Source organism: Rhizobium sp. O111, from assembly GCF_055616315.1.
In genome coordinates this window covers 967,872-993,612 of sequence record NZ_JBSHXL010000003.1, presented here as the reverse complement: position 1 = coordinate 993,612, position 25,741 = coordinate 967,872, and the positions used below count along the sequence as shown (strand labels likewise).

22 protein-coding genes and 1 pseudogene are annotated in these 25,741 nt (G+C 57.6%); 7 read left to right on the top strand and 16 right to left on the bottom strand.

From position 1 onward, the window contains the following. Positions 1-437: 437 nt before the first annotated feature. The 4 genes and pseudogenes from ACVTFQ_RS30625 to ACVTFQ_RS30610 all read right to left on the bottom strand — a co-directional run bounded on the left by ACVTFQ_RS30625 (position 438) and on the right by ACVTFQ_RS30610 (position 4,696). A protein-coding gene (locus tag ACVTFQ_RS30625) for an IS3 family transposase (RefSeq protein ID WP_470424500.1) occupies positions 438-1,576 on the bottom strand; the annotation gives its coding sequence in 2 pieces (ribosomal slippage) (positions 438-1,318 and positions 1,318-1,576; 1,140 coding nt in all). 84 nt (positions 1,577-1,660) lie between these two features. Continuing rightward, positions 1,661-2,443 (bottom strand): annotated as a pseudogene (locus ACVTFQ_RS30620) (IS256 family transposase); the annotation flags it as partial. Positions 2,444-3,546: 1,103 nt separating this feature from the next. After that, the gene (locus tag ACVTFQ_RS30615; RefSeq protein ID WP_112436724.1) at positions 3,547-4,146 is read right to left on the bottom strand and encodes a hypothetical protein; all 600 of its coding nucleotides are present in this window, start codon (positions 4,144-4,146) and stop codon (positions 3,547-3,549) included. Between the two features lie 121 nt (positions 4,147-4,267). After that, positions 4,268-4,696, bottom strand: a complete 429-nt coding sequence (locus tag ACVTFQ_RS30610; protein ID WP_112436723.1) for a hypothetical protein — start codon at positions 4,694-4,696, stop codon at positions 4,268-4,270. 328 nt (positions 4,697-5,024) lie between these two features. Here ACVTFQ_RS30610 and ACVTFQ_RS30605 point away from each other — a divergent pair, with 328 nt between their 5' ends. Beyond that, on the top strand, positions 5,025-5,228 hold the full coding sequence (locus ACVTFQ_RS30605; RefSeq protein ID WP_112436842.1) for a cold-shock protein: 204 nt from the start codon (positions 5,025-5,027) through the stop codon (positions 5,226-5,228). Between the two features lie 68 nt (positions 5,229-5,296). Here ACVTFQ_RS30605 and ACVTFQ_RS30600 read toward each other — a convergent pair whose 3' ends face one another. After that, positions 5,297-6,130 (bottom strand): IS5 family transposase, encoded by an 834-nt coding sequence (locus ACVTFQ_RS30600; protein WP_112973966.1) that lies wholly within the window; start codon positions 6,128-6,130, stop codon positions 5,297-5,299. Positions 6,131-6,512: 382 nt separating this feature from the next. Between ACVTFQ_RS30600 and ACVTFQ_RS30595 the strand changes: the two genes are divergently transcribed. Further along, entirely contained in the window at positions 6,513-6,758 is a 246-nt protein-coding gene (locus tag ACVTFQ_RS30595; RefSeq protein ID WP_112987737.1) for a hypothetical protein, read from the top strand. 434 nt (positions 6,759-7,192) lie between these two features. Here ACVTFQ_RS30595 and ACVTFQ_RS30590 read toward each other — a convergent pair whose 3' ends face one another. The 3 genes from ACVTFQ_RS30590 to ACVTFQ_RS30580 all read right to left on the bottom strand — a co-directional run bounded on the left by ACVTFQ_RS30590 (position 7,193) and on the right by ACVTFQ_RS30580 (position 9,565). Continuing rightward, the gene (locus ACVTFQ_RS30590) at positions 7,193-8,389 is read right to left on the bottom strand and encodes an IS256 family transposase (protein WP_470423900.1); all 1,197 of its coding nucleotides are present in this window, start codon (positions 8,387-8,389) and stop codon (positions 7,193-7,195) included. A gap of 318 nt (positions 8,390-8,707) precedes the next feature. Beyond that, positions 8,708-8,992, bottom strand: a complete 285-nt coding sequence (locus ACVTFQ_RS30585; RefSeq protein ID WP_283193935.1) for a hypothetical protein — start codon at positions 8,990-8,992, stop codon at positions 8,708-8,710. 294 nt (positions 8,993-9,286) lie between these two features. Next, positions 9,287-9,565 (bottom strand): BON domain-containing protein, encoded by a 279-nt coding sequence (locus ACVTFQ_RS30580; RefSeq protein WP_162718164.1) that lies wholly within the window; start codon positions 9,563-9,565, stop codon positions 9,287-9,289. 624 nt (positions 9,566-10,189) lie between these two features. Between ACVTFQ_RS30580 and ACVTFQ_RS30575 the strand changes: the two genes are divergently transcribed. Next, entirely contained in the window at positions 10,190-10,690 is a 501-nt protein-coding gene (locus tag ACVTFQ_RS30575) for an SRPBCC family protein (RefSeq protein ID WP_111563788.1), read from the top strand. 935 nt (positions 10,691-11,625) lie between these two features. On the opposite strand, the gene ACVTFQ_RS30570 is transcribed toward ACVTFQ_RS30575, so the two are convergent. Continuing rightward, positions 11,626-12,693, bottom strand: coding sequence for a YihY/virulence factor BrkB family protein (locus ACVTFQ_RS30570; RefSeq protein ID WP_470424639.1), 1,068 nt, complete (start codon positions 12,691-12,693; stop codon positions 11,626-11,628). Between the two features lie 513 nt (positions 12,694-13,206). Continuing rightward, on the bottom strand, positions 13,207-13,605 hold the full coding sequence (locus ACVTFQ_RS30565; RefSeq protein ID WP_112436721.1) for a DUF4112 domain-containing protein: 399 nt from the start codon (positions 13,603-13,605) through the stop codon (positions 13,207-13,209). A gap of 653 nt (positions 13,606-14,258) precedes the next feature. Here ACVTFQ_RS30565 and ACVTFQ_RS30560 point away from each other — a divergent pair. Beyond that, on the top strand, positions 14,259-14,693 hold the full coding sequence (locus ACVTFQ_RS30560) for a hypothetical protein (protein ID WP_113037615.1): 435 nt from the start codon (positions 14,259-14,261) through the stop codon (positions 14,691-14,693). Positions 14,694-15,054: 361 nt separating this feature from the next. On the opposite strand, the gene ACVTFQ_RS30555 is transcribed toward ACVTFQ_RS30560, so the two are convergent. The 6 genes from ACVTFQ_RS30555 to ACVTFQ_RS30530 all read right to left on the bottom strand — a co-directional run bounded on the left by ACVTFQ_RS30555 (position 15,055) and on the right by ACVTFQ_RS30530 (position 21,775). Further along, positions 15,055-15,954, bottom strand: coding sequence for a sugar phosphate isomerase/epimerase family protein (locus ACVTFQ_RS30555; protein WP_112950108.1), 900 nt, complete (start codon positions 15,952-15,954; stop codon positions 15,055-15,057). A gap of 78 nt (positions 15,955-16,032) precedes the next feature. Next, a complete protein-coding gene (locus tag ACVTFQ_RS30550) occupies positions 16,033-16,971 on the bottom strand; it encodes an ABC transporter substrate-binding protein (protein WP_111563795.1) in 939 nt (312 codons plus the stop codon). Between the two features lie 65 nt (positions 16,972-17,036). Beyond that, the gene (locus ACVTFQ_RS30545; RefSeq protein WP_112950109.1) at positions 17,037-18,020 is read right to left on the bottom strand and encodes an ABC transporter permease subunit; all 984 of its coding nucleotides are present in this window, start codon (positions 18,018-18,020) and stop codon (positions 17,037-17,039) included. A 31-nt stretch (positions 18,021-18,051) separates the two neighbouring features. Next, positions 18,052-19,596, bottom strand: coding sequence for a sugar ABC transporter ATP-binding protein (locus tag ACVTFQ_RS30540; protein WP_470424499.1), 1,545 nt, complete (start codon positions 19,594-19,596; stop codon positions 18,052-18,054). Beyond that, the gene (locus ACVTFQ_RS30535) at positions 19,593-20,999 is read right to left on the bottom strand and encodes an FGGY-family carbohydrate kinase (protein WP_470424498.1); all 1,407 of its coding nucleotides are present in this window, start codon (positions 20,997-20,999) and stop codon (positions 19,593-19,595) included. The genes ACVTFQ_RS30540 and ACVTFQ_RS30535 overlap by 4 nt, the downstream gene beginning before the upstream one ends. Further along, on the bottom strand, positions 20,996-21,775 hold the full coding sequence (locus ACVTFQ_RS30530; protein ID WP_111563798.1) for a DeoR/GlpR family DNA-binding transcription regulator: 780 nt from the start codon (positions 21,773-21,775) through the stop codon (positions 20,996-20,998). The genes ACVTFQ_RS30535 and ACVTFQ_RS30530 overlap by 4 nt, the downstream gene beginning before the upstream one ends. A gap of 178 nt (positions 21,776-21,953) precedes the next feature. Here ACVTFQ_RS30530 and ACVTFQ_RS30525 point away from each other — a divergent pair, with 178 nt between their 5' ends. From ACVTFQ_RS30525 to ACVTFQ_RS30515, 3 genes are read left to right on the top strand one after another with little or no spacing between them, the layout of a single operon-like run. Beyond that, positions 21,954-23,036 carry a class II aldolase gene (locus tag ACVTFQ_RS30525; RefSeq protein WP_112436718.1) on the top strand — a complete coding sequence of 361 codons (1,083 nt, stop codon included), beginning with the start codon at positions 21,954-21,956 and terminating at the stop codon, positions 23,034-23,036. Beyond that, the gene (locus ACVTFQ_RS30520) at positions 23,033-24,310 is read left to right on the top strand and encodes a xylulokinase (RefSeq protein ID WP_112436717.1); all 1,278 of its coding nucleotides are present in this window, start codon (positions 23,033-23,035) and stop codon (positions 24,308-24,310) included. The genes ACVTFQ_RS30525 and ACVTFQ_RS30520 overlap by 4 nt, the downstream gene beginning before the upstream one ends. After that, complete coding sequence (locus ACVTFQ_RS30515) at positions 24,303-25,142, top strand: TIGR01459 family HAD-type hydrolase (protein WP_470424497.1); 840 nt, start codon at positions 24,303-24,305, stop codon at positions 25,140-25,142. Before ACVTFQ_RS30520 ends, ACVTFQ_RS30515 begins: the two co-directional genes overlap by 8 nt. Positions 25,143-25,741: the final 599 nt, after the last annotated feature.

Here is a 25,741-nt window from a genome sequence, read left to right as displayed (position 1 = left end):
CGGACACATATTGGGAGAAACGTGTATCGCACCTAGCGGAAGCCAGTGGCCCGGTGTGGTCGAGACTAGACGGAGAGCGTTCGGAGGCGTGCAGATCCAACCTTCGTTCCAATGTCGGTCGCGTCTCCAGCCAGACAGGTTGATGCCGTAGCCGTCGAGGCGGACGTGAGCGATCACGCGCAGGTCCAGCGGATCCGCGAGGTGGCAGCAACGACATTTGGGCGGGTCGACGTTTGAGTAGACAACGTCGGCGTGGGAGCCAACGGATACTCTTGGGATATCCCGGTGGAGGATCACGCCCGCCTCATCGACGTTATCTCAAGGGGCTGGTCCCTCATACGGCCCTGGAGGGGAAGTGACAAGTCAGCTGGAAGCAAGAGCTGGTTCGGTTTGTCTGAACAGATTGGGGCGTTTCGCTAAGTGGATTTCCGCCTCGATTATGCCGCCACTATCATTGGCGTCAGCGCGTTGAAGTAAGCCTGATCCGGCGTCTGCCGGTCAAGGGATGAATGTGGGCGTCGGGTATTGTAAAAGGTCAGATATCGACTGATGCCAGCGCGGGCCTCGGACACAGTTTTGTAGGCATGGAGATAGACCTCCTCGTATTTGACCGACCGCCAGAGCCGCTCGACGAAGACGTTGTCGCGCCACGCACCCTTGCCATCCATCGAGATTTCAATCCCGGCCTTCTTCAGGACCGCCGTGAAGTCGATGGAGGTGAACTGCGATCCCTGGTCGGTATTGAAGATGTCTGGCCTGCCATATCGGCAGAGAGCTTCCTCAACCGCCTCGATGCAAAAGGCCGTCTCCATTGTGATCGACAGCCGCCACGACAGAACCCGACGACTGAACCAATCGACGACGGCGCAGAGATAGACGAAGCCCCGCGCCATGGGGATGTAGCTGATATCCATTGCCCAGACCTGGTTGGGTCTGGTGACCACCAGCTTCCTGAGCAGATATGGATAGACCTTGTGACCAGGTACCGGTTTAGACGTGTTGGGTCGGCGGTAAATCGCCTCAATGCCCATCTTCTTCATCAGCGTCGCAACGTGAAGCCGCCCTGTCTGAAGCCCTTCCGCCTTCAAAAGCCCTTGCAACATCCGACTTCCGGCAAACGGGTAATCGAGATGCAGTTCATCGATCCGCCGCATCAAAGCCAGATCGCCGTCTGACACAGGGCGCGGCGAATCATAGAGGCTGCCACGGCTGAAGCCGAGAAGCCTCGCCTGGCGTACGACAGAGAGTTTGTGCTCGCGGTCGATCATTTCTTTCCGCCCAGCAATCCCGCCTTGCCGAGCGCACCGGATAAAAAATCATTCTCCAGTGTCAGCTCGCCGATCTTAGCATGCAGCGTTTTGACATCGACGGTCGGAGCCGCCGGTTCCGCTTTGGCGTCATCGCCGAAAACGCCTGTCGCCCCCTCAAGGAGCTGGTCTTTCCATTGCTTGATCTGATTGGTGTGCACGTCGAACTGCTGGGATAATTCAACCAGCGTCTGTTCACCCCGGATGGCGGCAAGCGCCACCTTCGCCTTGAAAGCCGGGCTATGGTTCCGGCGCGGTCGTCTCGTCATGGTATCTCCTGTTCCCGGCATCTAAGCCGAAGTCAGGCAGAAATTCCACTTATCCGTCCTGTCCAAATTTCCCGAGCCAGCTCTATCGAGTGCGTTGCGAAGGAAATGAACATAGCAGCGCTGGAACCATGCGTCGGGCAGCACCTCGCGAACGGCGGCGCGCAAGCCGGCATGGTCATCGGCAACGATGTATTCGACACCGTGCAGTCCGCGCTGTTTGAGGCCGAGCAGGAAGTCCTTCCACGACGAGTGGCTCTCTCGGTTGGCAAGCTCGACTGCAAGGATCTGACGACGCCCTTCCCAATCGATTCCGAGCGCGACAAGCACGGCGCACGAGCGAACGACACCTGCCTGGCGGACTTTCTCGTACTTCGCATCGATGATGAGATAGGCGAACGGCTCGTCCAGCCGCCGTTCGGCAAAAGCCGTCAAACTCTCGTCCAGTCGCTTGTTGATCGCGGATATCGTCGAAGCTGAGAAGCTGTGGCCGCATAGCTCTTCAGTGATCGCCTTCACCTTCCGGGTCGAAACGCCCTGAACGTACATCTCCGCCAGCGACGCTACTAGCGCCTGTTCGGAGCGTTGATAGCGCTCAAACAGCTCAGTTGAAAACCGCCCATCGCGGTCCTGCGGCACTCGCAGCTCCAGCTTGCCGACTCGCGTGATCAGCGTTCGATTGTAATGCCCGGAACGATAGCCGATCCGAGCCTCGGCCCGTTCACTCTTTGCGGCACCGAGTGCCTCGGTCATCTCGCCTTCCAGCATCTCTTGCAGCAGATCCTGCATAATCATGCGCAATGCGTCGTGGTTTGCACCCATCAAATCTTTGACGGCGGCTATCGATGGTTTATTCTCACTCCTGGTCATGGTGGGGCTCCTAGGGAGTTGGTGACGTTAGACATCACCAGCCTGCCATGGCCGCTCAAATCCTCAATAGATTTTTGCAGAACCTCCCGCACACTACCTTATTTTCTCGTGGTGAGCAGCTGAGAAGCGCGTCCCCTCCTCCCTGGTCCACAGATGGCGCTCAGTCTTGGAGGGTGTGACAGACAGGACACGAACATCTGCTGAACGGAACGGGGCCCTGCCCGAAAGGGGTAAGCCCAACTGACTTACGCCTCTGTAGCGTGGTTGCCGCTGGATCTGCTTTTCGTTTACGTGGCGTTGACATCAACGCCGGCCCAGCAAATGCCCGCCGTGAGCATGAAGCTCATGGCGGGCTTCGATCATTTGAGGGCATGATCGGCTATGACTTGGATGCCAGGCCACAACATTTGAAGACATGGCGTGGCGGTAATCATGGTTCGCGCGGACGGAAGTGTTTCACTTCAGACGGTCCCGACTCGGGGTTACGCAGGTTTTTTTCGTGGCACACTCCGGCTTTATTTTCCAGGACCATGGAACCTACGTCGTCCTGCCGCGTTAAAGTCGCACTCTAGATCAGCGCCATTGCCCCGCCATCGCGCGGGGCTCCTTTTTTCCCACACCTGGAACGGGGCCTCCCGAGACTCAACCGCACAGGGTGGAGGAGCCTTTGCTCGATCATCAGGGAACAAGTGCGGAGCATCATCGAAAGGGCAAGCGGACAGGCCGGTGTCGTGACTACGTGGTTGCCGCCGCCGCCGTCGCGATCTTGATGATCTGTCGTGGATGGCTGATTGGCTAGGTTCCATCCGACTAAACCCCCTCATCCATTTTCGCTCGAGGAGAGGGGCCAAGTAGCGGACGCAATGCTTGGCCGAACCGTACTCGATGGCGTCGGGTGAAAGCGACGTTGCCTCCCGACCGTCGACACGTGCCGATAAGGCGCTATCGGCGAACGGCGAGCCCCGCCAGCTTTAACCGACGTGGAAACGCGCGAGGTTCCGCACGGAAAGCTTCAAACAGAGTACAGCCGGACCACGCGATCGGCCCCGCCGCTTGAGCGTGTATTTCCTCGGATCAACCCAGAGGCAGAGGCCATTGACAAGTCAGCGATCGTATCGTTCGAGAAGTAGGCGCATATGAGTGTTCTGTGCATGCAGCTTTTCCGCCAAACGCTCCCGAAGCGCGTGTATTTCCGTATCGAGCGCGATGGCTTGATCAACAACGGCGACTTCATCGGAACGGCTGGCGTCATGGGAAACCGAAGCGACCTTGTTGGGTTTTTTTCCTGAATGGGCTGTCCGCTTCTCGGGCGCCTTGTTGTCCAAGTGGCCGGCGGCGCGCGAAGGGTTCGGCGCGAGTGGCGTCGACGATGCCTTGACCTCGACAGGGCGAGGCATCGGCTCTTCTTCGTGCTTGGACGAGACTTCGGTTTGCAAAGGCCGGATGCGGGGGCCGTCGTCCGTCGCGTGCCGCTCCTCCAATGGCGCTTGTGGTTCTTCCGCCGCGATATTGACACGGATCGAAACCGTGTTGGTATCGGCGCTTCTCGGGTCGGTCAGATTCGTCCGAGGCTTACTCTCACGGGGCTGTGCCTTCTCAGGTGCCTGAGCACCATTGTCCTCGGCTTTGTCGGGATGCCCGGGGGATCCGTCCGCCTTGCCGCGCGAGGCAAAGCCTTTCAATACCTGCCATGGCGATCGCATGGATAATACTCCCCGACTCGTTATCGTCGGGGTCATTGTACTAATCCAACGACCGGACTTGCAATGCAAGCCCGGTCTTTAGATGTGGGTGAACTGATTGTTGAACCCAGGGTGCCTGCTATCAGGACATACCGAGCTTTTTACGAAGATCGGCGTTCTCGGCGCGCAGTTTGTCCGACAGGGACTTACGCAGCTTTTGGTTTTCTTCCTCCAGCTTCAGCAGTTCCGAAAAGCCATCGGTGTTGGAGGTCGCGGCCGCCGTTCCGCGCGGCGCGCGCTTGGCCGGCTGGTTCTTCGCGACTGGGGTTGCCTTTTTCGCGGAAGCCGGCGTCTTGACCGCCGGCGCGGCAACAACCGTCTCGCTCGCGGGAGCACTGCTCTTGCGGGGCGCGCGGGTCTTTTTGACTGGGGCGCTCACCGACGAGCCAGAGACCGCTTCCGGTGCGGACTTTGGTTTGCGGGGCGCGCGGGTCTTCTTTTCCTTGGCCTTGGCGGGTGCATCTACGGATGCAATCTCGGCCGCGGGAGCAATGTTGGTTTCGTCAGCCATCGTATCAATCCTTGAGAACTATATAACCATTCGCGACAGTACTTAGTCTGGGACAGTATACACCCCATGTGGTTTACAACTTGTTGACAATGATTCGCTGAACGCGCCCACGCATGTCGCCATGCGGATTGATCCAAACGACATCCAGACTTGGTCGAGCGACCCGTGGACCGGCAACCGACCTCCTCGATGAACCCTCAGGTTCACGGAAGGTGTCGGCGGCTCTTCCTCATGGCTTGAGCGCGGGTTGATTTCAGGTGCGCATGATGTATCGATGTGGCTGCATCTCGCGCTACGGTTCAACTGGGTGAAACTATAGGGTAATATGATGCCAACAGGCACGGTTAAGTTCTTCAACGATGAGAAGGGCTTCGGCTTCATCACGCCCGACAATGGCGGCGCGGACGTTTTTGTCCATGTTTCCGCGCTTGTTCGCGGAGGCTCACTCGGCCAAGGCGAGAAGGTCGAATACGAAGACGGTCAGGATCGAAAGACCGGAAAATCGAAAGCGGAACGCGTTTCCGTTATCTAGGACTGGGGGTTGGCGCGAAAACCATTCTACAACCACCGGCTTCTCTCAGAGTCGGACTCGAAAAGAGTTCAATGGTAGCAATACCTTGCGAGCCGTCTGGTGATGAGGCGGATATGGGCGATCATGATCCATGCCTCGGCTGAAGCGATGGACTTTTCGACGTCCTTTGCCAATCTCCGGCACCTTCCAAGCCATGCGAAAGTTCGCTCGACAACCCAACGGCGTGGTAGCACTTGGAAGCCTTTGGTCTTGTCGCTGCGCTTGATGATTTCGACCGTGAACCGACCGACCTTCCTCAGCTTCCGTTTCAATTTGTCGCCCGCATAGCCACCGTCGGCGAAAACATGCAGCAACCATGGCCATCTGTGACAAATGGATTTCAGTAAATCGGGCGCGCCATCGCGGTCCTGGATATCGGCGCTGTGAACCATGAGACCGACCATCAGGCCGAGTGTGTCGACGACGATATGGCGCTTGCGGCCCTTGATCTTTTTGCCGGCGTCGTAACCTCGAATGCCGCCGCTTTCGGTGGTTTTGACACTTTGGCTGTCAATCACGCCTGCCGTAGGACTGGCCTCTTTGCCTTCCAGTTCGCGCGCCGCCATCACCAGATGGTGGTTGATGCGGGCCCAAAGCCCAATACCCCGCCACGCATAGAAGTATCGCTGAACCGTCGAGCACGGCGGAAAGTCCTTTGGCAGCATCCGCCATTGGCAGCCGGTCGAGGCGATATACAAAAGCGCATTCATGACCTCACGCAGCACCGTTGTCCGCGGTCGCCCAAGTCGACGGGGCGCAGGTAAGAGCGGCTCGACAATTCCCCATTCTTTATCCGTCATATCGCTTGCATAGCGTGCTGCTCGCCGGGCATATTGCCGACGGGTGGTTTCGGTCCAGGCCATCGTGAACTCCATCGAATCTTCGCAAATCCGAAGGAATCACAACCTGTTGAAATCACCCACTTCTTTTTGAGGCAGCCTCTCAGGCATTCGCAGGTACGCGGACTGTAGGGATCGGGGGCGAGCTCGGAGTCGCCTCCGTATCATGGTACCATCCTGGACATTCGAGCTTCGCGGCAAGTTTCTCTCTCCATTCTTCATCTCCCAGACACGCCACGCCGTGGTTTGACCGTCTCCCATGCCGAGCATCGGCGATATCATTACATTCGCTTTCAATCCCACCGCATGGACATCACGGTTGTTGAATGCGAACTTGTCGCGCCTCGCGATTCCCTGCTCGAGAACCGAGGCTATCCAGCCATGAGTGGCTAGTAGGCGGCATGCGATGGAAGCAAAAGGAATGATGGAAGAGTTGTCTGACGTATCAATGATCAACCGCGCGCTGAAGGTTATCTGCCGGGAGCTTGGGGTTGAGCGTGATCGAAAGTTGGTCCTTCAGATTGCCACTCTATTGGTCCGCCTTGTAAAAGAGGGCCACTCGCTTGATACCGATCACTTGATTTCCATCGCCAAAAGCCAGTTATCGGACATTACTGGCACATCTACATCCGAGCACCCCGCGTCATCCTAGAGCCGCTTTGAGGCGCGAATGCCGTGAAGCGACCAATTGAACGGCCGCCCTCGGGGCTCGGAAGTGAAGCACGCGGCATCGCTGGGTGTGCAAGTGCCACACCCTTATCGCGGTTCGATGGCTCGCGCGTTAAACCCGGGCCGCGCGCTTACCACCGTGCAATATTTCCAGTTGCGGAAATACGCGAAACAAAGCGCCTTACGCAACCCGTCTAAAGGGTCTGCTAAGTACCTCCCAGGCTTAAACAATCCGGCAATTTTTCATTGTCGTGAATGTCGCTTGAGCTGTCGAATTATCAACCCTTTTGGTCAGCAAGCACACATCCAAGAGCTAACATCAGGTTTCTATGAACTGCTCCGTAATGCCGAAAGGACGTCTATATCGGCTAACGGTCGTGTACGGCAAGTCCTGCAAATAGCGGCTTGGCCTGCTGGTCAGGCTGCTTGACGCAGGTCGGCTTTTTTCATCTCCTTCAAGTCGTTCATGTTGAGATAGCGGTTTGCCTCGAGCCAGTTTTCGTGGGTCTCTACTGCGAGCGAACGGATGAGGCGTAGGCAACTGTCCTCGTTGGGAAAGATGCGCAGCACGATCGTCCTGCGTTTGATCTCCTCGTTGAAACGCTCGAGCATGTTTGTGGACTTCATGTGTTTGTGGTGCTGGCGAGGCAGCCTGTAGAAGGTGAATGTCTCCTCGATGGTCTCCTCCGCCCAGCTTGCGAGTTTGGGGTATCGCGGTGACCATTTTCTCAGCCAAGCAGCGAGATCGCTCTTGGCCTCTGACAATTCCCGGCGATCATAGATCCAACGCAGTTCCTGGAGGCAATCGTCGTCTGCTTTGCGCGGCAGGTGATCGAGTGCGTTGCGAAGGAAATGAACATAGCAGCGCTGGAACCATGCGTCGGGCAGCACCTCGCGAACGGCGGCGCGCAAGCCGGCATGGTCATCGGCAACGATGTATTCGACACCGTGCAGTCCGCGCTGTTTGAGGCCGAGCAGGAAGTCCTTCCACGACGAGTGGCTCTCTCGGTTGGCAAGCTCGACTGCAAGGATCTGACGACGCCCTTCCCAATCGATTCCGAGCGCGACAAGCACGGCGCACGAGCGAACGACACCTGCCTGGCGGACTTTCTCGTACTTCGCATCGATGATGAGATAGGCGAACGGCTCGTCCAGCCGCCGTTCGGCAAAAGCCGTCAAACTCTCGTCCAGTCGCTTGTTGATCGCGGATATCGTCGAAGCTGAGAAGCTGTGGCCGCATAGCTCTTCAGTGATCGCCTTCACCTTCCGGGTCGAAACGCCCTGAACGTACATCTCCGCCAGCGACGCTACTAGCGCCTGTTCGGAGCGTTGATAGCGCTCAAACAGCTCAGTTGAAAACCGCCCATCGCGGTCCTGCGGCACTCGCAGCTCCAGCTTGCCGACTCGCGTGATCAGCGTTCGATTGTAATGCCCGGAACGATAGCCGATCCGAGCCTCGGCCCGTTCACTCTTTGCGGCACCGAGTGCCTCGGTCATCTCGCCTTCCAGCATCTCTTGCAGCAGATCCTGCATAATCATGCGCAATGCGTCGTGGTTTGCACCCATCAAATCTTTGACGGCGGCTATCGATGGTTTATTCTCACTCCTGGTCATGGTGGGGCTCCTAGGGAGTTGGTGACGTTAGACATCACCAGCCTGCCATGGCCGCTCAAATCCTCAATAGATTTTTGCAGAACCTCCCGCACACTACCCGGCTAACCCGGTAACCGTGAAACTTTTTATCCGTCGACGTGAGGTTGGCTAACCTGTTGGCCACATAAGTTCCAACTATCGCGACTGGGAGGGTGCGGCTAAGCCGTCGGATCGCCAGCTTTGGAGGCAAGCGTTCCTTTGCCGTCAGTGGGCCGCCCCCGCGGCTTCATCTGGTCGGGAAGCACCGCGCGGCGCTTCCCTCCAACAAACACTCGAAAGTCAAATTTCAGGGCAGCCTCGGGCGTTGGCGAACACGATACGGTCAGGGCCGCGGCGCGTCATACCTTCGATTATAATCCTGCGGGAATTCGCGCTAGCGATTCGAGCGCGTCGAAACCCTTCGTCACGCGCGGCATCCAAAGCCTCGTCGGGGCTGCACCCGCGCCCTCTGTCATAGCCGTCGCGGTACCGGTCAGGATATCGATCACGATCGCGTACATCGACGCCGCCAGGCCCGACACGCAGTTCCAAACCCTGGCCGGCGGCCGGCAAAACGGCAACCATTAAATCCGCCGCGATAATCGCCGCAGCAAAAGCGTACTTGGTAATCTTGATCATTCTCCATCCTCCAAACTACATTGACCATGAAACAGTGGAGCCGCCTGATTGTTCCCACGACAAAAGTCGCGTGAGTTGTTCGCGACGATTGCTGACCTCGGCAAGCGAAAAGCGCAAATGACGGCACGACTAAGCTCGGCGGCTGGATTTGTTTGAGAGCGTATGGGAACGCGGCCCATCGTCGAAGGATCGGCCGCGTGTATTGGAAGCCTCGATTGGAAAGCACGTCAAGCGCGCGGGTTACCCGTTGCCCACGACGATCTCCAAGGCGTTGATGACGGAACCAACCCCCACGATGGATCTGGCAACTTCAGTGGCCCGCTGCGCTTCGGCCAAACTCGACACAGCGCCCCGCAACGTGATCTCGCCGTTCATGTCGACAACCACGATGTCGGAAGGATCAAGGGACCCATCTTTTGAAAGGGCGTTTGCCACCTTCGTTTCCAAGCTTGCGTGGTTGGGCGATTCAAGATCGGACTCAGGTTTAAGTCCGTGGAAGTTCCGTTCACGCGTCACCATCTCTGTTCTCCTTGATCGATCCTGCCAGGCGACATTTAGCGTGCTTTCACCGTATGCCGCGTTGTTCGAGGAACCCGGACGAGCAGGATTTTGTTCCCGCGGTCTGATGAGAGCCAACATCGATCGGTGGCTTCGGTCAGATCCAGTCCTGGCTGGGGCGGAAGCTCAGTAATACCGGATCGATAAAAACGGTCGACCCAACTTTCTCGTCGGCACATAGTGAGATGAAGCGGTTTGCGCGCCGTCGGTCGGAGGAGGATGTCGCGACGCGCGCGATAGTGTAATCTTGGCGTCCAAAAAGTGGGTTTAGCTTCCCGTCTGGTGATCCTTCAGGCGGTCGAGCTCAGGCCCTAAACTTCTCTCGCGCTTACGGACTTCGTCGCATGCGCGCCGATTGCGTTGCTCTCGTTCGGGATGTGAGACCGCCGTCGGCTGAACGAAAGATGATGAGACGAGAGATCGGCTCCACCTATCTCGGACCGGCGGTGGGAAACAATTGGACGGTGTAACGCGACGGCCGCCGATCAAGAACTTTTTTTCGAAGCGCTGTCGGACGCCGGCGCGGCCGAACGTCTTATGGGATGGGCGATAAGAGGAATGGTCCCTTAAGCCGAGGAGGTCTAGATGAAGCAAGATGAAAATGCGGGTGACATCCAGATACAGACTCCGGTCGAACGTAGGGGAGACCGCGAGCTTGTCGCGAAACGAACCTTCAACGCGCCGCCGAATAAGGTGTTTAGAGCGTGGAGCCAGGCCAATATCTTCCAGCGTTGGTGGGTCCCTAGGTCGGCGACAGGCGTGCGGCTCGCATCTTGTCACATGGACGTCCGCACCGGCGGTGGCTATCGGCTCGAATTTAGCGCCGATCAGTCGGAAACGGTGGCCTTTCATGGCAAATATCTGGAGGTATCACCAAATGAGCGCATTGTTTGGACCAATGACGAAGGAGAAGCTGGCGCGGTCACGACCGTGAGCTTCGGGGACAACGGCGGGAAGACGCTTCTAACCTTCCAGGAAATCTATCCATCGCCCGAAGCGCTTGACGAAGCACTTGAGGGCAGCGCGGTCGCGTTGCCCGAGCAGTTTGACCAACTTGACGAATTGCTCGTTATCATGGACAGGTAGTGCAAATCGATCAGCGCTCGCGAGCGAGACGGCGGTGATCACTAGCGCGGGTCGTTGCGAGCGGGGAAACCGGGATTGGGCGAAGACGCCGACGATGGCGGACACTACTTGCCAGACCTCCACCTACCGGTCGCTCATGGCGCCTAGCCCGGCGCTAAGCGCCTGGCGCGGTCCGACCACGGAGGGTTCATCGGCGACAGGGCTACACGTATCGGGCGAGCAAATGTTGCAGCATCTGGTTTTCCCTGAAAAGCCGATCACGCTCCAGGTTAGCACCAGATCCGGCATGGCCTGATTTTCGAATAAAAGGACGGATAGGTGATGGCTCGCACGATCGATCCGGCGCTATCGGCGTCCGACCGCTGCTAGCGCCATCCGAGCGAAACCCGTCAACGGAAGCGACCGCCGCGAGGCGTCTGGACCTAACGGTGTCTTTTTCGGTGAGGGGTTTCGGGCGATATTCTGGTTGATCAGATTCCAAGATGCGATCTAGCTCGTGAATCCAGTCGATATATCTCTGTCGAAGAGGATGATCGGTTGGCATGTCGCGAACCTTCGCCTCGGCCAATCGTTTCCGGTCTCGGTTCAATGCGACGTCGAATCCCATGTGCCACCCTACGTTAACTTTGGAACATAGAGTGAACATATGGATCACGCAACGTGAATCCAGCGAATTAAGGCGTTGGGTTCTCGCATCTCGCCCGAGCCGGGCCGAACGAAAGCTCGGTGCGCGTCATGAAGCGATGCGCCTCCTGAACCCTTTGTCGGCCAGTTATCCCTGGGATGCCCGTTGAGATTAAGTTTTTCAGACAGGGAATCAGCATTTAACCGCTTACGCCGATGCGAACCGGGGGGCTAAGGGACGCCACGAGATCATCGAGCGCTCCGAGGACGGCTAGACTAAAGGCCTCGCCTGATTGTCTAGAGCAATCCCCTCAGGCGCTCTTTCCGCCAATCGCTTCACCCAATGTGTCCGCGACGTAGGCACCGCGCTCTCCCATCGGCAACGGTGGCCCCGTGGTCGTGTCCCTGGCCGTCTGGTGTTCAAGCTCCGCGTTGAGCTCGCCCCCGATGATCAGAATGACTATGGACAGCCAGGTCCAAACCAGGAAACCGATAAGCGCCCCCAAAGTCCCATAGGTTGCGTCATAGTTCGCGAAATGCCTCAGATAAAATGAGAAGCCAAGCGACATCGCGAACCAGCATACCGTCACCAGAACGGAGCCCCAACTGATCCACCGAAGTCGGGCCGGTTGGCGACTAGGGCCGAAACGATAGATGGCGGTTGTGGCGACCGCGACAATCATGAACAGGATCGGCCAGCGGACAATCAATGCCATCTGTTCCTCAAACCGGTCGAGCCAGACATAGGAGAGAAGTATGGGAATGATCGCGACGAGTCCAACCATGAGTGTCGCCGAGGCCATCGCGCAGATCGTGAACGCGAGGCCAATGAGGTTCAACCGAATGAGCCCTCGCTTTTCCTCTTCATCATAGGCGACGTTCATTGCGTCGAAAATCGCCAACGTGGCACTGTGAGTGCTCCACAGCGCAACCGCCAAGCCAATAGTAAAGGTAACTCCAAGAGTCGAATTGCGGCTAGCCGTTAAAGTGCCGATCCGCTCCGCGATAAGATCAAAGGCTCCAGGCGGCAGAACGCCCGCCAGCTGACGTAGATGATCCGCCATGGTCGAGGGATCGGCAACTAGTCCATAAAGCGCTACAAGCGCCGAGATCGCGGGAAAAAGACCGAGCAGGAGGTAGAATGTGACGCCGGCTGCGATTAGCGTCACCCTATCCTCCGTGATCTGATGAAAAACGCGCCACAAGACATCTTTTATTCCGTTGATCGGAATTGCCTCTGGCACCTTGGCGTCGCGCCCATGGAGATCAGCAACGACCGGGAGCGCTTGCATGCCTGGTTTGGTCTTTTTGCCCATCATAAGGGAAATACCGATGGCGGCCAGAAAAATTGCTTTTGTCACAACACCTCGTCGGCTCATTTCCTCACTCCGATCGACCACCGTTGATTGGAAAACGCTGGAGCTGTCGAAAAGATGCATGCCGGGTCGGGTCAACAAAGCTTTCGGTTTTGCGGGAGAACTCTTCGAGGCCTGCTGCCCGGCGTTAGATTCAGGTGACCACTTAAATAGCCTGTTTCATCGCCACTTCGAAGGCGAAGAGCCACGGTTAGGTGGGCCGAATGAGATTGCATACCCTTAAGCCCACGATGGCGGATGCGATCTCCGAGATTCGAGCAAGGGCACCCGTGGGGGCATAACCTTCAAGTACGATTATCCCACAGTCATCTGTAACCGTGATGTGAGCGTCCGCCAATTCCGACGCGTAGGCTAGGGCGGAAGATAGCCTTGACGATTGATCCGTGAGGGACGCGCGTGAACTTAAGAACTCGACGGATACGGATTGAAACATGACGATTTCCTTTGCGATAGGTAAACGTCATTCCCCGGTCTTTGTTCATCCGCCATTCATGTCATTCCCACGCCCGTTGGATATCATGTGCTTGTCAGTACAAACTCGCGAGGTGGCGAAACTTCATCTTGACTGGGGTTGACGAAAGCATTGCCGGGCCGCGCGTCTTGATGGATCACGGCTCGATAAAGGACGTTCGAGCCATGAACGATCGGACGACGAGCCTCGTTGACCAGGTAAAGTTTCACGAGCGTGCCAGCGGCGTCACCTACAAACGCGACTAAGCCTCGCACGGCGACCGCGCCTATGCGCAGGCGCGTCAATGGGATACCCACGGCCATGTCCATGAGCGAGGCGACATAGGAAAGCCGCCTCAAGCGGAGCAAATCGTCCGCGCCAATACTCCCTTCAAACCTCGATTGCTCCGGATTGCCCTCTTCCGATTTTGGATTTCCGCCAAGCCGCGCGGAAGTTTTCGCCATCTTGTGATGACTCCTTCAGACGTTCAGTCCGCGCGCATAAGGGAGCCTGGCGTCGCGCTGGGGATGGGCTCCGCGTCCGAATGGTTCCCCGGCGTCATCCGGCCACTTGGTGGCACCACGCCTTGCGTCTGACCAACGTCATCGAATGCCGTTAGCTGGACAATCATCTCCCTCGCGCGAAGAACCGCGTGGTCGCCGTCAAGGCCCCCGTCGCCGCCTGCCATCGTGACTGAAACCACTTCTCGGCCTTCTCCCCTGAATTCCACGGTCACCCTTCCATCCGCAGCGTTGCTGACGTGTGTATCGGATAAGCTGCATCGCGTTGCTCCTTTTGCCGTCAAGGAACAATACGGATTGTCGCAGTGAGTTCCGCGCGTATCCATTTCAGGTCTCCTCTCTCGAAGGTGTGGCGACGGTCCACCCGACCCAACCCACCGTTCCATGGCCTAACCCGCCCGGTATTTTTGACGAAAGGATGCGTTGGCATTTACGTCGGACCGGCGAGGAAGACCGCTCTGGTTTGTCATCGTTTCCACGCTCAAGCATGAGGGTCACCGGTGATCGCTTGCAACCAGGGTCAAGCGAAACGATTGCCGCGAACGTGGTGAACCAATCCGAAACTCCGGCGTTTGGAGAAAAACCAGGAGTTCAAAATGCTTTACGAAGGACCATTCCTCTCACAAACGCCGCCGGAAAGCCGCCATGCCATCGCCTTGGACGCGGCCAATGACGCGGTGTCGGAATTCGTGCGGTTCGTCCGCGACAATAGCATCGGTAACGACCTCGTTGACGAGATCGAACTTCCTATTCCTAAACCCGTCCTGATAGAGGCATTCACGCGCGTGATCGCGGCGGAAGATCGACCCGATATTCGGGCGTTGCTGGTCAAGGCGGGATTGACCTTAAGCCAGTATCACATTGGCCTCGGTGAAAGGATCAAGGTACGCCCGATACCTGCCGGTACGAGATGCCGGGCGTCCAATCCCCACCTCGCGCGGAAATTTGCCTGCGCCCTTCTCCTGACCGCGACCGAGCGGACGCGGCTGACTGAAATTTACCAAAACGCCGTGAAGCTCGCACGGCACTAATTGGGACCACCCGCCCAAATTGTCGAGCGCGAAGCCCCAAGGGCGGCCAATTGATGCTCGACGCAAAGCGACATGGAGCATAATTATCGGTTGCAATGGGTTCCCCGACCTCGTTGCTGGTCAGCATGAATAATGGGGTTTGGAAGGCTGTTCGGCATGTTCCCAACGATGGTCTCGACAAAACTGCTCACCGGCGCGGACAGGCCTTCTGGTTCTCGAAAGGGTTCCCTTGGCGACTTTTCATTGTGGTTTCCGGAAGTCCACGTGGTCATAAAGGAATCGTGTAGCATTTCACGCTCTCTTCAACTCCTTGAAGAGATGCGTCGACCTTAAGCTTAAGAAGAGCACTCCCAAATTGCTCTTACGCAATCGGCAAATGTGCTGCCCTTACCAAGTCAGCCTTGAGCCGCGCCGTCTCCAGTCCCAGTTCGATAAACGCGAGCGCATGTTTTGCCAGGGCGACGTTGTCATCCCATAGATTTCTCCAGATCGCGGTCTTCAGCGACAGGTCTTTGTCGACGATGGTCGTCGAAAACGATTCGAACGTGACAAAGTCGTTCCAACCAATCGCAACGAGAGCGTCGAATATCGAGGCAAAATCGATGTTACCGGTTCCCAGATAGCCGCGATGACTTTCCCCGATATGAACGTAACCGATCTTTTCCGCGGCGTTTCGGATTGCGAGGCCAACATCTGCCTCCTCGATACTCATATGAAACGTATCCAGGTGCAGGAAGACGTTTGATGCGCCGGTGTCGCGAATGTATTCCAAGCCCTGCGCCGCGGTATTGAGCATGTTGCTCTCGAACCGATTGACGATCTCAAGGTTCAGGGTCACGCCCGCGGCCTTTGCACGATCAGCCACTTTAGAAAGCGTACCAACGCTCTGGTTCCATCCCTTTCGAGACAGCGAGCGTTCTTGTTTCCCGTGAGCCGAGCTCAATATGCCTGCCAGCTTGGTGCCGCCAAGATCGCGGACGAGCGCCACGGCGCGATCGAGAATCGCTTCACCGTTGGCAACAATCGACGGATCGTCGCTGGAAATATCACCATCTGCGGGCAGCCCCATGCTTACCGCGACATCGAGGCCAAGTTCCCGAATGCGGGACGCAAGCCACTTAACATCGACCTGCTGTGGGTCTAGGTAGGAAAATTCCACCAGTTTGAAACCAAGCTCTTGGGACCGCGCGAGGGTCCTCTCGATCTCGTCTTTTGAAGACCCCGCACTCCAGACAAACGAGTGGACACCGATTTTGGACATGACATCAATTTCCTGATTTCATTGTAGAATGAGCCCCGCCGAAAGCCGGACGTTCCGGCGGGGCACCGTGAGGAGATCTTAACGAGCCGCGGTCCAGCCCTTGTAGTCCTTGATGTTGTCCGCCGTGATCAGCTGAGGATCGAGGAGGACGGTAGCCTCTGCTGGCTTCTTCCCGTTGAACAAGTCGACGGCCATCTTCAGCGAGTCGCCCGCCATAGTGTAAGGGTCCTGGGAAGCCGATGCCTTGATCATCGAGTTTCCGCTGGCAAGCGCCTTTTCGATATCCGGCGCGCCGTCAACGGCAGTGAAGAAGAACTCGTTCCGGTTCAGCTGCTTGGCAGCAAGTTCTGCACCGATCGCTGTCGGATCGTTGATCGCGAAGACAGCGTCGATCTTGTCAAACCGGGTCAGAAGGCCCTGCATGACAGCCAGGCCACCGTCGCGCGAACCCTGCGCGTTCTGGTCGTCTGAAAGGATCTTGATGTCTGGGCTCTGCGTCAGGACGTTCTTGCAACCCTGGACGCGGTCGATGATCGAAGACGATGCTGGGCCGTTGATGATGACGACGTCGCCTTTGCCCTTGAGCTGATCGACGATGTACTTGCAGGCCTCCTCGCCTGCCTTGATGTTGTTCGTCATTACGGTGACGTCAGCGCCGGGCGCCGAAACGTCGAATGCCGCGACGATCACACCTGCTGCCTGCGCCTTCTTTACAGCTGGCGCGATCGCCTTGGCGTCGACGGCGTTTAGCATGATGATGTCGACGCCAGCCGCAACGAAGCTATCCATCTGCGAGACCTGCTTATTGAGGTCGTAGTCCGCTGAGACGGAAGTTACCTGGACATTCGGGTTGATTTCCTTGGCGCGGTCTTCGATGCCCTTGATCGTGGCGACGAAGAACGGGTTGCCGAGAAGACCGACCGAGATGCCGATTTTCTGAAGTTCCTTGGCAGAGGCGGGCATTGCAACGGCAGCCGCGAGCGCGGTACCGATGAGCAGTTTAGAAAACAGACGCATACTTTCCTCCATTTTGGCGCTCCCCGCGCCATTGCTCCGGTAATCCCGGTTTCTTGAGCCACACCTCATGTGCGGCTAAGCCCTTTCAGCCGATAGCGGTCGAGCGCCACGGCGACGATGATGACAAGTCCCTTGATGATGTATTGCCAGATGTCGGAGACCCCGACGAGGATGAGACCGTTGGACAGAACCGCGATAATCAGAGCCCCGATCAGCGTGCCCCATATCGAGCCGACACCACCGACGAAGCTGGTACCCCCAAGGATAACCGCTGCGATCGCGTCCAGTTCGTAAGCCTGACCGAGCTGCAGACCATTTGCCGCATAAAGACGGGCCGCGGACATCACTCCACCGACGCCCGAGAGAAGCCCAGACATCGAGTAGACGAAGAGTAGGACGAGTGGCACCTTGATGCCCGTCAACCGTGCGGCTTCGACGTTGCCGCCCACTGCGTAGATCCAAGTGCCTAGGACGGTCCGCTTCAGAATGAACCAGGAGATTACAATGGTGGCGAGCGCGATGATCGCGAGCCATGGGATTCCGAAAAGAGAGCCGTTGCCGATGAAATCAAACGGGAGGTCGGCGTTGAAGACCGTCGTGTCGTTGCCGAGTAATCGGGCTATGCCACGCATCGCCGTCAACGAGCCGAGCGTCACGATAAATGGTGGCAGCTTGAGGAACGAGATGATGACACCGTTGACCACGCCACATGCCAGCCCCACGCCGATCGCCGCCGGGATACCCAGCATCCCGACTTCGGGATAAAGCGAAACGATGACACCGACCATCGCGGAGGCCGCCAGGATCGAGCCGACCGACAAGTCGATACCGCCGGTCAAGATGACGAATGTCATGCCCGCGGCAAGCACCGTGTTGATCGAGGCCTGCTGGGTGACAATCGAAAGGTTGTTCACGCTGAGGAAACGGCCGCTCAAGAGATGAAAGCCGAGTGCCAGAATGACCAGCACCGGCAGCATCCCCAGCGCGGTCAATGTCGACCTGAATTTTGCCTTGCTGGCGTTTGCGTGATCGGTCGATGTTGAGGTCATGATGTAATCCCGTTGTCTATGGTTTCAGGCCTCAGGCTACCTTGGATGCCGATCCCGTGGAGAAGGCCATAACGGCCTCTTGGCTAATCGGGTGATCGGGCGATGCATGTACCTCGCCAGCGATTAGGCCTTCGCGCATGACAAGCACACGGTCGGCAATGCCGATGATCTCGGGCAGGTCGCTCGAAATCACCACGATGGCGATCCCGCTTTGCGCGAGTTCGTCGATAATCCGGTAGATTTCCGACTTGGCACCTACGTCGACGCCACGCGTCGGCTCATCAAAGATGATGACCCTGGGTTTGGTCTCGAGAAGACGCGCGATAAGAGCCTTCTGCTGGTTGCCACCCGATAACGCTCCGACGTTAATGCTTGCGCTCAGCGTACGAATGGAGAGTGACTTGATAGCCCGGGTGGCACGCTCCTTTGCAGCAGCGAAGTTCAGTATGCCTCCGCGACCCGCATCCTTGCCGATAACGCCGATGTTGATGTTCTCGTTAATCGTCAAATCGAGGAAGAGCCCAAGCCCCTTTCGATCCTCGGTCAGGTAAGCAATCCCGGCATCCATGGCGTCACGTGGTCCACCGATGGTTAGCTCTCGCCCGTCGAGGGTCACTGTTCCAGATGTCTTGTTGTCCGCTCCAAAAATAAGCCGCGCGAGCTCGGTTCGACCTGAGCCGACAAGGCCAGCGATACCCAAGACCTCGCCAGCCTTTGCATCGAAGGAGCAGCCATGCACGCGGCGACCATCGCCTATGTCCTTGACGGCCAAGACAGTCTTGGCCGCCTGTAGAGGTGCACGGTGTTCCTTTTTGTAGAAGGACGACAGATCGCGACCCACCATCATTGCCACGAGCTTTTCGGCGGACAAATCATTGCGATCAAGCGTGCCGACATACGCGCTATCGCGCAGCACGCTCACCCGGTCAGCTAGCGCGTAGATCTCTTCCATGCGATGGCTGATATAGATGATAGCAATCCCCCGCGCCTTCAGACCGGCGATTACCTCAAACAAGCGTTCGGTTTCCCTCGACGTCAGTGAGGTCGTCGGTTCATCCATCACGATGATCTTCGCGTTGGTCGTCAAAGCACGTGCGATCTCGACCATTTGGCGCTCACCCAAAGAGAGAGCGGCGACAAGTTGCGACGGCCCGAATGAGATGCCGAGTTGCTTGAGGATTGGCTCAACACGACTGCGGGCCTCAGCTTTATCCACGACACCATAGCGAGAAGGTTCGGTTCCGAGAAACATGTTCTGGGCAACGGTGAGGTTAGGGGCGAGCGACAATTCCTGATAGATTACCGAGATACCGTTTGCCTTGGCCTTAATCGGATCTCCTGCCACGATCGGCTTGCCATCCACGAGAACAGCGCCACCTGGATCAGCCGTATATGCGCCGGACAGGACCTTCATAAGCGTTGACTTCCCAGCGCCATTTTCCCCCATCAGAGCATGAACTTCTCCCGGGTAGACCGTGAGCGACACCTTGGTCAGAGCCTTGGTGCTCCCGAAAGTCTTGCTGATGTCGCGCATCTCAAGCACAGGAGCGCGATCCGTGTTCCCTCTAGTTGTCATGCGTGAAACTCCTTGCGTGGCCGCACCACCTCTGCCTCTTCGATCTCGATCAATGATCGCCAAGCTTTGCGATAGGCCTCAAGCCCGAAGAGGGGCATTGGTTCTGCCCGTGTCGTTTCGTTTCTGAATGGAAATTGCCCGACGGTTTCGAAGACGAGCGCGGCGGCCCCGAATGCGCTTCCCTCAGCGGTCGCGCTTGAGTAGACGTCCTGCGAGGGTCGGAGCTCAGCGAGAAGCTCGGCAAACAAACCTGTTTTCACCAGGCCGCCGTCAATGACGATCGAATTTTCCGACCTTATCAGATCGAGGCACAAGTCTGTCATCAAGGTGACGTAGAGAAGTGCGGCAGCTGCCCGCTCCTCACCCTCGACAAGCGGCCCTACGAAGCGGCCGTTGAACCTCTGCATCGGACCACCTGGGGCAAAAGACGGCAGACCGAAGACGCCCTTCGCAATCACTTGCGACAGTGCATCAACACTAACGGGCTTATTCCAACCGCCGCTCGCAAGCTCGTACTCTCTTCCGCCCATGAAACGGATTGTAGGGGCAGCTTTTCCATCGACGGTAACATTGGCCAGCATGTCACGATGCTCATCGAGGGCATCCAACGGGCAAGCCGCATTGAAGATGACGACCCATGTACCGGTTGACACGAGCGTGAAGTCGTCGAACCCAACCGAGCGATAATAGTAAAGCGCCGAATTGCTGTCGTGAACGCCATTATGGACTTGGACTTCGGCGCGGTTACCACCTTGGAGCGGGCTTCGCCAATTTCCGATAGCAGCACCCGCGCGTACAAACGCCGGCATCTTTTCTCGCCAGCCCTGACGATCTACCAAGCTACTAAAGTCCTCGTTCAGAGGTGCCCAGAGATGAGAGTGGCAACCGATGTAGGAGACTTCCGACACCTTGCCGCCGGAAAATTTCCAGGACCAGTATTGCGGATATGCCAGGATCGCGTCGGCCCTCCCCAGGCTTTCCGGCTTGGCCGCCTCCAACCAGAGAATGTGCCGGCCGTAGTTGAACCCGAGAGGGAGTTTGGGCGAGTAGGTCTCACTGAAAACTGGAGCCAACATATCGATGCGCTGCCTAAGCATCTCTGGTGGCTCTTGCTCATAGTCGAGGATCGGATGCGTCAGATGGTCATCTTGGACGAGCGCGAAGGTACAACCATGTCCTGAGAACATGACGTGCCCGACCGCGTGATCCTCGACAGCATTCAGGAGTGAGCTTGTCATCCATCCAAAAAGCGCTTCATCGTCGAGCACACGAATTCCGTCGCGCTCGATCCAGGCTGGCTTTGTCCTTAATTCCGCGAGGATCGATCCATCCGCGCCGAACACGAACAGCTTCGAGTTCGTCTTGCCTAAATCGAAGACAGCCACGGCGCTTCCAGACGTCATCCCTGCCCCCCGACCGCCGCGATCATGATGGTGATCCCCGCGTCTTCAAGCATTTTCGCGCCGGCATCCGACAAGCCGTCATCGGTGACGATCGTCCCAATACGCGAAAGCGGCAGGACAAGGTTGCGCGGCTGAATGGAAAGCTTCCGGCTATCCGCCAGCAAGACGATCTCGTCCGCGCAACTGCTCAGTTCACCGATCGCCTTGGTCAAAAGGGGATGCGACTCTAAGAGCCCTTCGCCGCTAATACCCTGCGTGCCGAGGAAGAAGCGGGAGGCGAAGAAGTCCGGCGCGCCAGCCGACGCATCGTGGATGATACCCGGCTCTCTATATAGAACGCCGCCAGCCAGGAGAAGGCTGCAAGTGCCATGCTCACCTAGATAGGCAGCAAGCGGCATGGAATTCGTATAGAGGCGGACATTGCGCCGGGCCAACTGCAGTCCCAACTGGTAGCATGTTGAACCCGCGTGAACGATGATCGAGTCTCCGTCCCGCACGAGGCTCGCAGCTTTCTCGGCAATAGCGCGCTTGGCATCAACCGCGATGTCGCGATTCTCATCGTATGGCCGTGCCGACAGGCGACCAGAAGCAGCCGACTCGTTCGCGGAGATACCACCGTATACTTTTCGGGCGACGCCGATTTCATCGAGCTTGTCGATGTCACGTCGGATCGTCGCCGGAGAAACACCGAGCCGCTCCTGCAGGTCGCGCACGGATGCGAACGGCCTCTCTTGAAGCATCTCCGTGATCAGGCGATGGCGATCGGAATCGTTCAACTATATGCCTCCACTGACGTTTCTCCCTAACGTCGATGACGAACTATAATCACACACCATCGGCCATCGCAACATATAAAGATGTAAAATCTTCACCGTTGACGATATTCGATCACATTTATATGGTTGCGCCAGAGTTCGCTCATCACTGGGCGACAATCGTCAGGAGGAGGCATTCATGGATCGACCAGACCTAAGGGAAACGAACGTGTTCAAGGGGTTCCTCCGGCTTTCCAGCGAGATCGGAAGCGACATCCTGAAGACCCAAGGCGCTGGTGGAAACACGTCGATAAAAGATGATGGTGTCATGTGGGTGAAGGCTTCTGGCACTTGGCTCGCCAAAGCCGAGGCCGAGGACATCATGGTTCCAGTGGTTGTGGACCAGCTCGTCTCTGCACTGCGCGACGGAGACCCGCGCGCGGAAAAATCAACGGATTTCATAGTAAGCGAGCTAAACTCGAGCGGGCTCAGGCCTTCCATCGAGACAAGCTTCCACGCAGCGCTCGAAAACCCCGTCGTTGCGCACTATCACTGTGTCAATGCCATCGCACTCGCAGTTCTTGAGAACCGCGACATTGAGTTGGCGCATCGGATGCGGACCGTTGCGGACCTCACATGGGTGACCATCCCCTACCGACGCCCCGGAACCCCGTTGGCGAGGGAAATCGAAAAGGCGGCTGCGTCTCGACCGGATGTCTTGATTCTGTTCAATCACGGGATCATCGTATGTGGTGACACCCTCGAGGAAGTTGCGGACAGGATTGAACGCGTTACGAAAGCACTGGCTCAAGGCACACGCGAGACGATCAGCCCCGATCTCGCTTCACTCGACGCTATTGCCGAAGGATCCGGATTCCATCCTGCGCGAGACCACGACAGTCATGCGGTCGCATTGTCCGAGGTCAACCGGGCAATCGCCCTGGGGGGATCCCTGTATCCCGACCATGTGATCTTCCTCGGAACCGAGATCGGCGTGCTGCAGGATGGCCAAAGCGCGGCAGATTTCCAAGCTGCCTTGCACAACGAGGGTCGGGACGTACCGAAGATGTTGATTGTCCCAGACAAAGGCGTTCTATTGTCGAGCTCATTGACCGCTGGCGGTGAAGTGATGGCACGCTGCTTGGCCGAGGTGGTTGGCCGCATCCCCAGTGAAAGCAATGTGGTCTACCTGTCCGAAAGCGATGAATACGAGCTGATGAACTGGGAGGCCGAGCAATATCGACAGGCGCTCGATCGTGAATCGGCGAGGCAAACAGCGTGACCAAGAATGCTGGATCAGCTGTCGCCATTGGAATTGATATCGGAACATCGGGCGCTCGCGCGGCCGCCATCGACATTGACGGCACTCCAGTAGCGTTTGCCGCCTCGCCGTTCAGGTCCAATGACGAACTGCGTGACCCTGCGGCTTGGTGGCGGCGAGTGAAAGAAGCGATGGAACAACTCGCCGCGACAATCGACCTTCATGGGGTCGAGGGCGTCGCCGTCGACGGGACGTCTGGAACGGTCTTGTCGCTAAACGCTTCGGGCGAAGCCACCGGATCAGTGCTGATGTACAACGAGCCGTGCCCCGATGCGGACGTCGTGGCCCGTATATCGCGACATGCGCCCGACGGCGCGACGGCCGTCGGCGCGAACTCAGGCTTGGCGCGCGCTATTTACCTGTCCCTTGACCGCGAGGTTGACGCCATCGTGCACCAGGCGGACTGGATCCTTATGAAGCTGGGATGCCCAGGACGGCCCAGTGATGAAAACAACGCGCTCAAATCAGGTTTTGATCTCGAAAGCCAGAAATGGCCGGCGTGGATCGAAGCGGCGGGCATGGACATCGCTAGCTTGCCCAGGGTTTACCGCGCCGGCGCGCGAATTGCCCAAGTATCAGGATATCTCAGTCAACTGGGTGTCCCCGCTTCGGCATGGTACCACGCGGGCACCACCGATGGATGTGCATCCTTCCTTGCCACGGGCGCTTCAGCCGTCGGGGATGCGGTCACCGCTCTTGGTTCGACGATCGTATTAAAGTTAGCGTCCGATCAACCGATCAATGCGCCAGAGTTCGGGGTCTATTCACACCGGGTGGGCAATTTCTGGCTGGTGGGCGGCGCATCGAACAGTGGTGGAAACGTGCTCCGTGCGTTGATAGGTGACGACCGGCTGACGGCCCTGACGACCGCGATTGACCCTAATCAGCCGCTAGGTTTGGGATATTACCCACTCCTTAGGCCGGGTGAGCGCTTTCCGATCAATGATCCGCACTATCTGCCGCGCCTTGAGCCGCGACCCGCGGACGACGCGGCGTTTTTCCAAGGTCTCCTGGAGGGAATGACCGAGATAGAGCGCCTGGGTTACGATCGCTTGCGTGAACTTGGTTCCCCCGCCCTAAGAACCCTACGCACGGTGGGCGGCGGCGCACAAAACCCGGCCTGGACGGCAATGAGAGCCCGGGCGATCGGGCTCGAGCCACTACCAGCGAAATCGGTTGAGGCCGCTGTGGGGATCGCTACCCTTGTTCTAGCCAACAGGGACCAGCATGTTTAACCCGACAGAAACCGACCTTGCGGCATTGACGCGGACGTACGACGTATTTCTGATTGATCAGTTTGGCGTCCTGCGCGACGACATCGGGCCTTATGAAGGGGCTGTCAAAGCATTGTCGTGGCTTGCCTCGCAAGGAAAGCGCGCGATCGTTCTTTCGAACTCCGGGCGGAGCGGAGATTACAACAGCGAGAGACTGGTCAGACTTGGCTTCGCGGCGGAAAGCTTCGAACGCTTCGTGACCTCCGGCGATGTCGCGTTTGACCTCCTCTCAAAAGAGGGATCAGGTGTCGCGAAATCCGCACGGTGTTTCACGGTTTCCAGCGGAGGAGACACCGACCTAGCGGATCGTCTCGGGCTTGCGTCCACCGGTGCCGCGCGCGGCGCTGATATCGTTATTATTTCGGGCAGCGAGGCCGAGCGGATCTCAATGGATGAGTATCGGAAGATGCTGCTCCCAGCCGCGGTGAACGGCATCCCATGCTTCTGCACCAATCCAGACATCCACAAGCTACATGAGGGCCGGATCGCGCCCGGAGCCGGGAGCATTGCAAAACTCTACGAGGAACTCGGCGGGAGCGTGCGCTGGGTTGGAAAGCCATTTCCCGAAATCTACGAGTATGCCCTCAAAGTAGCTGCAATAGATGAGCAGAACCGCGTTGTCTGTATCGGAGACAGCATTGAGCACGACATCCTTGGAGCGAACATCGCAGGTCTAGGCTCAGTCCTAGTGCGAACGGGTATCCTGGCTGGCCAGAGCGAAAACGAACTCGCGAGGATTGCTGAGCAGTCTAGCGCCTACCCAGACTTCCTTCTGGCGCGCTTTTCATTGTGAATGTTGAGATCGTAGGCACACCGAAACAGGCCCGGCCGCCCCCGAGGCACCTCGGTCGCTTTTACGTTGATTTTGAAGACATCGCTCGAGCGGCGCTTTCAAGCAGCCGGGCTAAAGAACGTCCGTCGACGCCGTCGGCTTGATTGAGCATCACAATCAGCGAACCTATGACTGCCTGCGACTTTGTGGACCGTGTGAACACATACTGGGAGCCACGAACGTCCACCAAGTGGTCGCAGTCTGTTCCTTCCTTTGACAACGACAGCCCACGATCCGCTTGAGCCGCCCACCGATCCCCTCTTCGGTTCCCGTGAACGCGGTCTCGATATGCCGACACCACCGCGCGTCGCATGTGGTTTCGGGCATAGCAAGCTTTAATGCGAATTGCCTGAGCATCCTAAAAACTGTCAGCGCCTGAATTTGGCGATCCTACGTCTGTATACTTGTGGGCTTGCGGTTCGCGGCGCATTCACTACCTAGGATCTTGAGCAAGAAAATCCAAATTGGTTGAGCGGCTTTCCTCAGTATCGTCCACCGCACCGTCAAACCCGACACGGGTCGATCGCAGTATCTCGCTCGCGGAACCGGATGTAGCATGG